The sequence below is a fragment of the Roseibium sp. RP-7 genome, from assembly GCF_053005225.1.
This window is the reverse complement of the sequence record NZ_JBRKQA010000002.1, coordinates 1,052,317-1,064,389: the sequence shown is the minus strand read 5'-3', so window position 1 is coordinate 1,064,389 and position 12,073 is coordinate 1,052,317. Positions and strand designations below refer to the sequence as shown.

Below are 12,073 nucleotides of genomic sequence, written 5' to 3'. Positions count from 1 at the left end.
CAAGGGGTCTGGCAGAATTCAACGTTTGGCCCGATGTTTGCTTTCTATTCCGGTGACGAAATATGCCCGCCGGTGCGGGCCGGGATCTGGGGGCAAGCGTGCTGCCATTTGGACTGACAACGGATGTTTCTGCCGGGGCGCTGGCAGCGGGTGCGGGCAGCACACTTGCTGGCGGGCAGGCTTCTGCAGGTGCGGCTGCTTCCTCTGTTGGGGGCAAGGCAAACGGATTTGCCGACGAGCTGAGCTCGATCTCGGGGCAGGGCGCCGCGAAGGGCGCAGGGCCAGACAAGGGTCAGGTCAGTGCCGTGGTTTCCACCAAGACCGGCCGGGCGGCCGATCCGGTGAAGCCGGGGGTGGTTGCCGCGCAGATCCAGACCTCCGTGGTGACAGGCGAACTTGCACCCGCGGTTGCGGTGGATCCGACGGTCCCGGTTACCGATCCTCTTCTTTCCGGCGATATCGTGGCCGGCACTCCGCCGCTCAACGCGGGGCAACCCGGTGATGCGGATCAGGGTCTGCTTCCCTCTGAAGGTGATGAGGCAGCGCAAACCGCCGACGTTGCCCTGGCTGCGGAATTTGTGCCGGTCGCTCCTGTTGCGCCTGTTGTTCCGGCTCCTGCTGGCGAAGGCGCGGCTATCACGCCTGCCTCTGCCGATGCAGGTGCGCCCGGTGCAGCTCTTTCGGGAAGCGCAGGTCTTGCAGGCAGCGTTCCAGCGGTGCCTTCCGCTGGTGCCGCAAACGGGGCTGCGCCTGTTCCCGCGGCAGATGCCGGAGCTGGTGCAGGTTCCGGAGGTTCTGCACCGGCTACGGCACCGAGCTTTGCCGGCGCGCTGAACGGTGTTGAGGCAGGTGCCGCGCAGCCTGAAGCAGCCGGGCAGGCAACACCTGCTACAGCGGCGGAGGCGCAGGCGGCAGTTGCCCGGCCAGCGCCTGTCACGACAGAGCGCCGCTGGCAGAGCGAACTGCCGAAAGAATTCCGGGCGTCGGTAACGCCCGCCGCTCAGCCAGTCGGCCAGCAGCCGGCCGTGACGTTGCCTGTCCAGGCAAGCGTGCAGGCCGGTGCGGTGGTTGGCGGTCAGGCGCCGGGGCAGGGAGCTGGTGAAGCGCCTGGTCTCCAGGTTGCCGCAGCAACGCCTGCCGGAACTGTTGCAGCGTCTGTCTCGGCAGTCGCAAAGGCTGCTGCGGCATCTGAAGGCACGCAGGTTCCTGCAGTGCCTGCCGCACCCGTGGTGGATGGCGAGACGTCAGCCCAGCCGGTAGCGGCGAACACGCAAACGGGTGAGGCGAGCGCACAGGCAGGAACCGCGATGAGCGCGGCCACCACGCAGGTTGCTGCCGCCGTGAATGCGGGTGCCGTTCCTGTTCAGCAGCCGGTTCAGGCAACGCCGCAGCCGGTGTCGTCCGAACAGTTGCTGGCTGGTGAGCCTGTTGCCGAGGAAGGTACGGGTCTCGTCAAACCGGTCACGGGTGAAGCGTCTGGTCCGCAGGGGGCAGGCAATACGCAAGATGCTGCTGCCGGACCTGCTGCCAAGGGCGCGGAGCAAACGGGACCTGAGCCACGCGGAGCGGCCCTGGCTGGTCCTGTCGCTGCTGCGGCGCTGTCGAATATTGCGGCTGACGAAGCCGATATGCCTGCTGAATTGCAGCACACCAGCATTTCCGGCGAGTTCGGCGCGGCAACGGTACGCGGCGGCGATCTGGCAGGGGCTATGCGGACCGAGAGCCTACAGGCGCCCAGCCAGAGCCAGTCCGGTCAGGTGGCTACCCAGGTGGCCGCAGAGATTGCGCGCAATCTGAAGGATGGTCAGACCCGTTTCCAGATGCGTTTCGACCCGCCGGAACTCGGCCGGGTCGAGGTTGAGATGAAGGTTTCTCACGACGGCAAGGTCCAGGCCCATCTGCGTGTCGACCGGCCGGAGACGCTGGACATGTTCCTGCGTGATCAGCGCGGCCTGGAGCGGGCGCTGGAAGCGGCAGGGCTCAACCCGGATTCAGACAACCTGCAATTCTCCCTGAGACAGGACGGCGGCCAGCAGTTCGGCTCCGAACAGGGAGGGGATGGACATCAGCCGGCCTCGAATGGTGGCGGAGGCACGGTTTCCGCGGAAGCCGATCCGATGCTTGAAGACATTGTCAGAATGACCATCGCGGAACAGCGCGGCGGCCTGGACATGAAAGTGTAACGGGGCGAGTTGCTGCCTCAGGAGTGAAAAAATGACAACCGTTTCTCCAACTTCCTCTGCATCGTCGCAGACCGGCTCGGCAAGCAGCCAGGCCGGCCTCATCGCCGATTACGAACTGTTCCTGAGCATCCTGACGACGCAGATCCAGAACCAGGATCCGCTGGATCCGCTGGACTCGGCCGAATACACCAATCAGCTGGTTCAGTATTCGAGCGTCGAGCAGGCCATCAAGCAGAACCAGAACCTTGAAGAAATCATTGCCTCGCTGACGAGCAACCAGAGCTTGAGCTACGTCAGCTATATCGGCAATGAAGTGACTGCTGATGCTTCCACGACGACCCTGTCGGGCAGTCAGGCCAGCTGGAGCTATAATGTGGCGGAAGATGCGACTGGCACCTTCGAGATCCGCAATACAAGCGGGTCCATCGTCTATAGCGGTGACATCGAGCTGGCAGCAGGCGACGGCACCTTCTACTGGAACGGGCAGACTGATTCCGGCCAGCAGGCCGTGAACGGGCTCTACACCATCTCCTTTAATGTGAAGGACGCCTCCAGCCGGCCGGAAACCGTCAAGACGACCGTATCGGGCATCGTCGACAGCGTTGACTGGTCGAGCGGCGAAGCGGTGCTGAAGGTTGGCAGTCAGGAGTTTCCGGTCAGTTCCGTGGTGTCGGTCGCCCGGCCGTCCTGATCAGCCACACATTCACATTTTTTGAAAACCGCTCCGGATGCCTCCGGGGCGGTTTTTCGCGTTTTCTCGATGTTTCAAGGGGCTGATCGTAATCAGCGGGACATTTGCCGGCACAAAAAACAAGAATGAAGTGTGGTCGGAGGAGGGGTGCAATTTTCAGGTTAATCGAATTGCCTTGCAAATTGCACGGTCAGGTAAATATGGTTAACGATTTCATATAATACTATTTAGAATTGGACCCTTTATCTTTGCGAAATCCTAAATATCATTCACTAAATTTAGATTTTATAGTTAATAAAAACACAATTTTGCTTTAGGCGTTTGTTAAGCGTCATCTTGTAGTCTCAAATCAGCCTTGGTCATGGTTAGTGTGAGAGTACAATGACCGAACACATTCGTTCGCGTGTAAAATATGTCATCGGACCGGACGGGAGCCCGCTTACCATTGCGGACCTGCCTCCGACTTCGACAAAGCGGTGGGTCATCCGCCGCAAGGCAGAGGTGGTTGCCGCAGTTCGCGGTGGCTTGTTGTCCCTTGAAGAAGCGTGCCAGAGATACACTCTGACAGTTGAGGAGTTCCTCTCCTGGCAAAGCTCGATTGAAAAGCACGGTCTTGCCGGGCTTCGAGCGACCCGGGTCCAGCAATATCGAAATTGACCCGGAACACGGTTTCTGCAATGCGCCGGTGGGGCGCAATCAAAAGGTCGGCACTGCCGGCCTTTTTATTTGTCTTGCTGTCCGTACGGAACTTATCCAAAAATTAATGAGGTAGGCAGTTTTTCCCCACCTCAGTTGCAGTTTGCATTAATCGAAATGGCGGAAACCCGCCGATCCGCCCCTATTGGAAAGGTTTTGTTAACCACTTGTTAACCACCTGGGCGGCAAATTTTGCCCATCGAAGGTGTGGCGTGCCCAGCCGACTCCAATAATAACGGCAGGGGCATGTTTCAAATGCGGGCGGGCATTCGTGAACGGACTTGTAGAATTCATCAGAACCTTGGGGGCGGCACGCATTGCTGCAATGGGGGCAGTTGCCGCCATCCTCGTCGGCGTCTTCGCCTTCATCATCTTTCGGGTGACGGCACCCCAGATGACGACACTCTACAATGAGTTGACCCTTGAGGATTCCGCATCGATCGTTTCCCAGCTGGAAAGCCAGGGCGTGCAATTCGAGATCGCCCGTCAGGGTGCCTCCATTCTGGTTCCGAACGAGCAGGTCGCCCGCCTGCGCATGCAGCTTGCTGCTGAAGGCCTGCCGACCGGCGGCTCTATCGGCTACGAGATCTTCGACCGTTCAGACACTCTTGGCGCCACCAGCTTCGTTCAGAACATCAATCACCTGCGCGCCATGGAAGGCGAGCTGTCGCGCACGATCGGCTCCCTCGACCGCATCCGCGCCGCCCGCGTTCACCTGGTTATCCCGGAGCGCCAGCTGTTCCAGAGAGACCGTCGTCCGCCGTCAGCGTCGATCGTGCTGAACGTTCGTGGTGCTCTCGGCCCGGGCGAAATCCGGGCGGTCCAGCATCTGGTTGCCACCGCGGTTGACGGACTTGAGCCCGACCGTGTCTCGATTGTCGACGAAAGCGGCCGTCTGCTGGCTTCCGGCGCGGGCAACGACGAAGACGGCCTGATGACGAATTCGCTGCAGGAGCGGACTGTCGAGGTCGAAGGCCGGCTGCGCAACCAGATCGAGGAAATTCTGAACTCCGTCGTCGGCCCTGGACGGGCACGGGTTCGCGTCAACGCGGAAGTCGACTATAATCGCCTGACGGAAACCACCGAGACCTTCGATCCGGACGGGCAGGTGGTGCGTTCGACCCAGTCCAAGGAAGAAGCTTCTTCCGCCGTGTCCCGGAACGGGCAGGTTACTGTTGCCAACCAGCTTCCGAACGCCGATGCTGGTCAGGGGCAGGCAGAGCGCGACACGTCGTCCATTACCGAGGAAATCGTCAACTACGAGATTTCCCACTCGACCCGGACCGAAGTTGTCGAAGCTGGCAAGATCAAGCGTCTGTCCGTTGCGGTGCTGGTTGACGGCACCTACCAGCCGGATGGCAATGGCGGCAGCACCTATACACCGCGCGCCCAGGAAACCCTGGACCGGATCGCTGTTCTGGTGCGCTCCGCAGTCGGTTTCGATGCCGAGCGGGGCGATGTTGTGGAAGTCGTGAACCTGCAGTTCGCCCTGCCGCCGCAGGACGACCTGCTGGCTGAAAGTGACAGCCTGTTCGATTTCACCCGCAACGACATCATTCGTTTTGCCGAGCTGGGTGTTTTGTTCCTGATCGCCGTGATGCTGCTGCTCTTCGTGGTTCGCCCGCTGCTGCGCCGCATCGTGACACCGGAAGAAAAGCAACCTCAGGAGCTGATGATCGGTCCGGATGGGACGCTGGTAGTGGAGACGGAAGTGCCACAGGAAGAATCGGCTGAAGACGAATTCGTGATCGAATGGCTGGAACAGGCCAAGCAGGAAGGGGCCATGCAGGCAAGCTCGATTGCCAAGGTAGGCGACATGATCAAGGACCATCCGACCGAAGCGGTGACCATCGTTCGCGGTTGGCTGGATGAACAGGCGGCCTGACGGTGAGCGATCAACTCCAGAAACAGCTGCAGGTCAGCGCGGACGAAGAAGAGCGCGAGCTGAAGGGAGCGGAACGGGCAGCCGTTCTGCTTCTCGCGCTTGGTGAGTCCCATGGCGCGCCGATCTGGGCAAAACTTGACGAGATCGAGGTGCGCCAGGTTTCGGCCGCGATGGCCAACCTCGGTCCGGTCACGCCGAACATGCTGGAGAACCTGTTCAAGGATTTCGTGCGCCGCGTCAGTTCCAAGGGATCGCTGACAGGGAACGTCGATGCGACCGAGCGGCTGCTGGCCAGCTTCCTGCCGGGCGAGAAGGTCTCCATCATCATGGAGGAAATCCGCGGTCCGGCCGGGCGTAACATGTGGGAGAAGCTCTCCAACGTGCAGGAGAACGTTCTCGCCAACTATCTGAAGAACGAATATCCGCAGACGGTCGCGGTGGTGCTGTCGAAGATCAATTCCGACCACGCGGCACGGGTGCTGGGCATTCTGCCGGAGGAGCTGGCGCTGGAAGTGGTCAGCCGCATGCTGCGCATGGATGCCGTCCAGAAGGAAGTTCTGGAGAAGGTGGAGCAGACGCTGCGCGTGGAATTCATGTCGAACCTCACCAACACCTCGCGGCGCGACAGCCACGAGATGATGGCGGAGATCTTCAACAATTTCGATCGACAGACCGAAGCCCGCTTCCTGGCAGCCCTGGAAGAGGACAACCGCGAAGCTGCCGACCGCATCAAGACCCTGATGTTTACCTTCGACGATCTGTTGAAGCTGGACGCAGCCAGTGCACAGACACTGCTCAGGCACGTCGAAAAGGACGCCCTGGCCATTGCGCTCAAGGGCTCCACGGATACGGCAAGGGAATTCTTCTTCGGCAACATGTCGTCGCGTGCCGCAAAACTTCTGCAGGACGACATGGATGCGCTCGGACCCGTGCGGTTGCGTGACGTGGACGAAGCGCAGACCGGCATGGTGAACAAGGCCAAGGACCTGGCAGCCAAGGGCGAGATCATGATCTCCAAGTCCAAGGGCGAGGATGAAATTATCTACTGATGCGGCAAACGGCAGGCACTTACAGCAGAATGGGACGCATGACCAACCCATCGAAATTTCTGTTCAACGTCGACTTTTCCGAGCCTGAAGAGCCGGAAGAGGTCGCTCCCGTCGAGCCGGAGATACCGATGATTCCGGTCGCCCAGCATGAGGAATTGCTGAAGAAGGCAAGGGCCCAGGCTTTCGAGGAAGGCCGGGTGAAGGCGCTTCAGGACCTGCAGACCAAGCAGGAGACCTTGCTTACGGCGGAAGTCAATCATCTGGCCGGGGCGGTTTCGCGCGTGCTGGAGACCCTGGACGGGCAGGTGGCGGAACGCGAGAAAGATGCCATCAGTCTCGCTTTTCTTGTGGCCAGGCGTCTGTGTGCCCATCTGATCGCACGCCAGCCGCTGGCCGAGACGGTGGCTTTGGTGTCAGAATGCCTGGGACCGCTGCGCAAGGCGCCGCATCTCGTCATCCGTATCGCCGAGAAGGATGTCGAGGCGCTGAAGGCCCAGGTGGATCCGATCATTCACGAAAAGGGCTTCGAAGGACGGCTGGTCATCCTCGGCGAGCCGGAAATCGGCCGCGGCGATTGCCATATCGAGTGGGCCGACGGCGGTATCAGACGCGACCGCAAGGCGATCGAGGCCGAAATCGATGCCAGCATTCGTTCCTACCTGCGAGGGCGCAGCGCGGAAAGACGAGGCAAAACCTCCGACACGTCGGCGGAAAAGGAAACTGACGCATGAGCGACGAGCAAGATCACAATATCCCGCTCGACGAGCTCGAGGCGCCGCAGCGCCGGCTCGACGATGGCGAAATGCATGTACCGCAGTCCGCGGCTGACCTTGAGGCCGTGTTCGACGTTCCTGTGCGCATTTCCGCCGTTCTGGGGCACTCCAGAATGCATGTCTCGGATCTGTTGAAACTGGCATCCGGAACGGTTCTGGAACTCGACCGGAAGGTGGGGGAAGCCATCGATATCTACGTGAACGACCGGCTGGTCGCCCGTGGTGAAGTCGTCCTGGTGGAAGACAAGCTCGGCGTGACCATGACTGAAATCATCAAGACGGATCGATAGGGAAAGTAACGGATGCGGCTGTTAATTGTCGGAACGCTCGGCGGTCAGCTGACGACGGCTTCCAAGATCGCGATGCAGGGCGGGGCCCAGGTCACCCATGCAGATGATATCGAAGGTGCCTTGAGGGTGCTTCGGTCCGGGCGCGGAGCGGACCTCCTGATGGTCGAGGTTCATCTCGACATTGCCGGGCTGATCCAGAAACTCCAGAACGAACGCGTGCATGTGCCGGTGGTGGCCTGCGGCGTTGAAACGGATGCACAGGCCGCTGTGTCTGCCATTCGGGCAGGCGCGAAGGAATATATCCCGCTGCCGCCCGATCCGGAGCTGATCGCAGCCGTTCTGGCGGCTGTTGCCCAGGAACGCGGCGACCTGATCTACCGGGACGATGCCATGGCATCGGTGGTCAAGCTTGCCGAACAGGTCGCGCCATCCGATGCCTCGGTGCTGATCACCGGTGAATCCGGCACGGGTAAGGAAGTCATTGCCCGCCATGTGCACAAATGCTCGAACCGGGCCTCGAAGCCGTTTATCTCGATCAACTGCGCGGCCATTCCCGAACATCTTCTGGAATCCGAACTCTTCGGCCACGAGAAGGGCGCCTTCACCGGCGCCGTTGCCCGTCGGATCGGCAAGTTCGAGGAAGCCGATGGCGGCACGCTGCTGCTTGATGAAATTTCGGAAATGGACGTTCGCCTGCAGGCCAAGCTCCTGCGCGCCATCCAGGAACGAGTGATCGACCGCGTCGGCGGCACACGCCCGGTTCCGGTCAATATCCGCATCCTGGCAACGTCCAACCGGGATCTTGCCGAAAGCGTGCGTCAGGGCCATTTCCGCGAAGATCTTCTGTTCCGCCTCAATGTTGTGAACCTGAAGCTGCCGGCTCTTCGCGAGCGGCCGGCGGACATCATGGAACTCGCCCTGTTCTTCATCAAGCACTACTCGGAAGCCAATGGTGTGCCGGTTCGGCCACTGTCCGTCGAGGCCCGTCAGGCGCTGATGTCCAATCCGTGGCCGGGTAACGTGCGCGAACTGGAAAACACCATGCACCGCGCGGTGCTGCTGGCTTCGGGAGGTGAAATCGGCGTCGAGGCGATCCGCATGCCGGACGGCACGCCGCTGAGCGTCTCCAAGGGCGCTGCGGAGCGGGCTGCACAGACGGCCGAAGCCGTGACGCGATCCTTCGTCGGACGCACGGTTGCCGATGTCGAGCGTGATCTCATTCTCGACACGCTGGATCATTGCCTGGGCAACCGGACACATGCTGCAAAAATTCTGGGTATTTCAATCCGGACGCTGCGCAACAAGCTGAATCAATATACCGATGAAGGAATAAGCGTTCCGGGACCGGGCGAAGCCCGGGCCTGATCGCACCGGCAGGAATCATAACGAAGGCCACGCCCGTTGATTGACCCGGGCGGCGGTTACAGGAAACCAGACCACAAATGTCGGACACGGCAGCAGGCGAACAGCGCAGACCGGAAGGCCCCGCAGCGGAGCAGCAGACGGCTGCGCCCGCCGCGGCCACCGGTCTTGCAGGTTTCCCCGTCCTTCAGGAGATTGTAGATACCCTTCGCCGGGGTGACGTCGGTCTGGCGACCGGCATTCTCGTCATCCTGACGCTCCTGATCCTGCCGATGCCGCCGATGATGCTGGATACGTTCCTGGCGGTCTCGATCATCTTTTCCGTCATGATCCTTATGACGGGCCTGTTCATCCAGCGGCCGCTGGAATTCTCGTCCTTCCCGACAGTGCTGCTGATTGCGACCATGCTGCGGCTGGGTCTCAATATTTCCTCCACCCGGCTTATCCTGGCAAACGGGCATGAAGGCACTGCGGCGGCGGGCAACGTCATTCAGTCCTTCGGCAATCTCGTCATGGGCGGGAACTTCGTCATCGGGATCATCGTCTTCGCGATCCTGGTGATCGTGAACTTCGTCGTCATCACCAAGGGTTCCGGCCGTATCGCGGAAGTCGCGGCACGCTTTACCCTGGATGCCATGCCGGGCAAGCAGATGGCGATCGATGCGGATCTGTCCGCAGGCCTCATCGACGAAGCCGAAGCCAAGTCTCGCCGCAAGGCGCTCGAAGACGAAAGTGCCTTCTTCGGGGCCATGGACGGTGCGTCCAAATTCGTGCGGGGCGACGCGATTGCCGGCCTTCTGATCACCTTCATCAACATTCTCGGCGGCATCTTCATCGGTGTTGCACAGATGGAGCTGACCTTTACCGAGGCCGCCAACAACTACACGCTGCTGACCATCGGCGATGGCCTTGTCTCCCAGATCCCGGCACTGATCGTTTCCACGGCGGCCGGCCTACTTGTTTCCAAGGCAGGTGTGCATGGCGCTGCCGACAAGGCGCTGACCAGCCAGTTCACCGGCTATCCGAAGGCACTCGGCATGTCGGCCGCGGTTATGGTGATCCTGGCGCTGCTTCCGGGGATGCCCATGGTCCCGTTCTTCGGTCTTGCAGGTCTTGCCGGTTACCTGGCCTTTTCCGTCGGGTCGAAGAAGAAGAAGGCCGCGGCAAAGGCCGAGATGGTCAAGGCCGTGGAAGCTGCGCCGAAGCCGCCGCCAGAGCCGCCGATTACCGACGCCCTGAAGATGGACGAACTGCGGATCGAGCTCGGCTATGCTCTGTTGCCGCTGATCAATGGCAAGGCAACGGGCGACAACGATGTTCTGACCGAGCAGATCAAGGCATTGCGCCGCCAGATCGCGGGCGACATGGGCGTGATCATGCCGCCGGTGCGCATCCTCGACAACATTCAGCTTGGCGCGAACGATTACGTCATCAAGGTGAAGGAAGTCGAAGCCGGCCGCGGCGTGCTTTACCCGAACCACTTCATGGTCATGGATCCCGCAGGTGGGCAGGTCAAACTGCCGGGCACGCACACCACGGAACCGACGTTCGGCTTGCCGGCAACCTGGGTGGAGGCCCAGTACCGCGAGGATGCTTCCCTGCGTGGCTACACCGTGGTGGATCCGGCAACCGTTCTGTCCACGCATCTGACCGAGACGATCAAGGCGAACATCAGCGAACTCCTGACCTATGGCGACGTGCAGAAGCTGCTCAAGGAGCTGAAGGGCGAGCAGGCCAAGCTGGTCGAGGACCTGATCCCGTCACAAATCACCGTGTCTGGTGTCCAGCGTGTGCTGCAAACCCTCCTGGGCGAGCGGATTTCGGTTCGCGACCTCGGAACCATTCTGGAAGGCGTGTCCGAAGCAACCGGCATGACCCGCAACACGGACACCATTGCCGAGCACGTGCGCACCCGTCTTGGCAGGCAGATCTGCGCCGCCAATCTGGCGCCCGGCGGCTATCTGCCGCTCATCGCGCTATCGCCGCAATGGGAGCAGGCTTTCCTGGAATCCATCATCGGCGAGGGGGACGACCGCCAGCTTGCGATGCAACCCAGCAAGCTGCAGGAATTCGTCGGCAGGGTCCGCGATGCGTTTGAGCAGGCTGCGCAGCAGGGCGAGGTTCCCGTGTTGCTGACATCCCCGCAGACCAGGCCGTTCGTTCGCTCCATCGTCGAGCGTTTCCGTGCCCATACGACGATCATGAGCCAGGCTGAAGTTCACCCGCGGATCAAGCTCAAGACAATCGGTTCGATCTGAGGCGGGGCAATCATCAGTGCGTTCAACAAGGCTCTGTTGAACGCCCGCTGATGTCATGCCCGGTGTGCTAGACGACCACGTTAATCCTGGCCATGGCGGCGGTCTGACTGGCGTATGTGCCCAGCCGGCCCTGGTTCTGCAGGACAAACAGCGAATTGGCCTGAGAGGCCTGCGTGTTGATCGATTGCATCACGTAAGCGAGGTTGTTCAGCTGGTCGATACGCTTTGCGGCTGTCTGGCGCCGCTTTGTCCAGGCCTTGTTGTAGTCGGCCAGGGACACCTTGCGACTGGAGCTGAAACGTTTGGAATAATCTCGTTGGAAGTAGTTGCCGACCTTAGCCATGCGATTGCCTTTTCAAAAGACTGAAACAGCATAGCTCCCGAAGGAATGAACAAGCTCTTAACGCGCGTTTCTGCAGAAAACGCTACGTAACTTTTTTCGAGAAAATATCATCTTCCCGGGCCTTTGCCCGGCGGTTTATCCAGGAAAATCTAGACGAGCACGTTGATGCGGGCCATCGCGGCGGTCTGGTTCGCATAACCACCCAGCCGGCCTTGGTTCTGCATGACAAACAGCGTGTTCGTCTGAGCTGCCTGCGTATTGATGGTCGCGAAGGTGGATGCCAGGTTCCGAAGCTGCTGCATTTTCTGCGACGACGCCTGACGGCGCCCGTTCCAGGCCTTGTTGTAGTCAGACCAAGTCGACTTCCGCTTCGTGCTGAAAGTTTTGTGGTAGTCCCGCTGGACGTAGTTTCCGACCTTTGCCATGGCAGCTCCTTCCTGGAGATCTGAACAGACTGTGTGCGAAGATGGTTAACAAGCCCTTAAATCAGCGCAATGTGCACAGGGCGGCTTGGCGACGAACGTTCCAGCTGTTAAGCCCGGA

The 12,073-nt window shown here is 60.6% G+C and carries 11 protein-coding genes; 9 read left to right on the top strand and 2 right to left on the bottom strand.

All coding sequences use genetic code 11. The features are described from left to right. The first annotated feature begins 62 nt into the window (after positions 1 to 62). The 9 genes from ACVDG9_RS19620 to flhA all read left to right on the top strand — a co-directional run bounded on the left by ACVDG9_RS19620 (position 63) and on the right by flhA (position 11,187). Entirely contained in the window at positions 63 to 2,183 is a 2,121-nt protein-coding gene (locus tag ACVDG9_RS19620) for a flagellar hook-length control protein FliK (protein WP_447238755.1), read from the top strand. Between the two features lie 31 nt (positions 2,184 to 2,214). Next, complete coding sequence (locus ACVDG9_RS19615) at positions 2,215 to 2,874, top strand: flagellar hook assembly protein FlgD (protein WP_447238754.1); 660 nt, start codon at positions 2,215 to 2,217, stop codon at positions 2,872 to 2,874. A 381-nt stretch (positions 2,875 to 3,255) separates the two neighbouring features. Further along, positions 3,256 to 3,531, top strand: coding sequence for a CtrA inhibitor SciP (sciP, locus tag ACVDG9_RS19610; RefSeq protein WP_022998157.1), 276 nt, complete (start codon positions 3,256 to 3,258; stop codon positions 3,529 to 3,531). Between the two features lie 310 nt (positions 3,532 to 3,841). Then, complete coding sequence (gene fliF, locus ACVDG9_RS19605; protein WP_031268276.1) at positions 3,842 to 5,455, top strand: flagellar basal-body MS-ring/collar protein FliF; 1,614 nt, start codon at positions 3,842 to 3,844, stop codon at positions 5,453 to 5,455. Between the two features lie 2 nt (positions 5,456 to 5,457). Next, complete coding sequence (gene fliG / locus ACVDG9_RS19600; RefSeq protein WP_022998155.1) at positions 5,458 to 6,504, top strand: flagellar motor switch protein FliG; 1,047 nt, start codon at positions 5,458 to 5,460, stop codon at positions 6,502 to 6,504. A 38-nt stretch (positions 6,505 to 6,542) separates the two neighbouring features. Then, positions 6,543 to 7,235, top strand: a complete 693-nt coding sequence (locus ACVDG9_RS19595; protein WP_208984228.1) for a FliH/SctL family protein — start codon at positions 6,543 to 6,545, stop codon at positions 7,233 to 7,235. Further along, complete coding sequence (gene fliN, locus ACVDG9_RS19590) at positions 7,232 to 7,567, top strand: flagellar motor switch protein FliN (RefSeq protein WP_022998153.1); 336 nt, start codon at positions 7,232 to 7,234, stop codon at positions 7,565 to 7,567. The genes ACVDG9_RS19595 and fliN overlap by 4 nt, the downstream gene beginning before the upstream one ends. Before the next feature lie 12 nt (positions 7,568 to 7,579). Beyond that, positions 7,580 to 8,932, top strand: a complete 1,353-nt coding sequence (flbD, locus tag ACVDG9_RS19585; RefSeq protein WP_055655957.1) for a sigma-54-dependent transcriptional regulator FlbD — start codon at positions 7,580 to 7,582, stop codon at positions 8,930 to 8,932. A 77-nt stretch (positions 8,933 to 9,009) separates the two neighbouring features. Then, positions 9,010 to 11,187: a flagellar biosynthesis protein FlhA gene (flhA, locus tag ACVDG9_RS19580; protein ID WP_022998151.1), complete on the top strand. Its 2,178-nt coding sequence runs from the start codon at positions 9,010 to 9,012 to the stop codon at positions 11,185 to 11,187. Positions 11,188 to 11,254: 67 nt separating this feature from the next. Here the strand turns inward: flhA and ACVDG9_RS19575 are convergent, their stop codons facing one another. Together ACVDG9_RS19575 and ACVDG9_RS19570 are read right to left on the bottom strand one after the other, a co-directional pair. Then, a complete protein-coding gene (locus tag ACVDG9_RS19575) occupies positions 11,255 to 11,530 on the bottom strand; it encodes a hypothetical protein (RefSeq protein WP_022998150.1) in 276 nt (91 codons plus the stop codon). 149 nt (positions 11,531 to 11,679) lie between these two features. Then, the gene (locus tag ACVDG9_RS19570; protein ID WP_022998149.1) at positions 11,680 to 11,955 is read right to left on the bottom strand and encodes a hypothetical protein; all 276 of its coding nucleotides are present in this window, start codon (positions 11,953 to 11,955) and stop codon (positions 11,680 to 11,682) included. Between the last annotated feature and the right edge of the window lie 118 nt (positions 11,956 to 12,073).

Bases quoted from the DNA above. Each gene is read 5' to 3' on its own strand.
- ACVDG9_RS19620 (WP_447238755.1), top strand. From the start codon at position 63: ATGCCCGCCGGTGCGGGCCGGGATCTGGGGGCAAGCGTGCTGCCATTT.
- ACVDG9_RS19615 (WP_447238754.1), top strand. From the start codon at position 2,215: ATGACAACCGTTTCTCCAACTTCCTCTGCATCGTCGCAGACCGGCTCG.
- sciP (WP_022998157.1), top strand. From the start codon at position 3,256: ATGACCGAACACATTCGTTCGCGTGTAAAATATGTCATCGGACCGGAC.
- ACVDG9_RS19595 (WP_208984228.1), top strand. From the start codon at position 6,543: ATGACCAACCCATCGAAATTTCTGTTCAACGTCGACTTTTCCGAGCCT.
- fliN (WP_022998153.1), top strand. From the start codon at position 7,232: ATGAGCGACGAGCAAGATCACAATATCCCGCTCGACGAGCTCGAGGCG.
- flbD (WP_055655957.1), top strand. From the start codon at position 7,580: ATGCGGCTGTTAATTGTCGGAACGCTCGGCGGTCAGCTGACGACGGCT.
- flhA (WP_022998151.1), top strand. From the start codon at position 9,010: ATGTCGGACACGGCAGCAGGCGAACAGCGCAGACCGGAAGGCCCCGCA.
- ACVDG9_RS19575 (WP_022998150.1), bottom strand. From the start codon at position 11,530: ATGGCTAAGGTCGGCAACTACTTCCAACGAGATTATTCCAAACGTTTC.
- ACVDG9_RS19570 (WP_022998149.1), bottom strand. From the start codon at position 11,955: ATGGCAAAGGTCGGAAACTACGTCCAGCGGGACTACCACAAAACTTTC.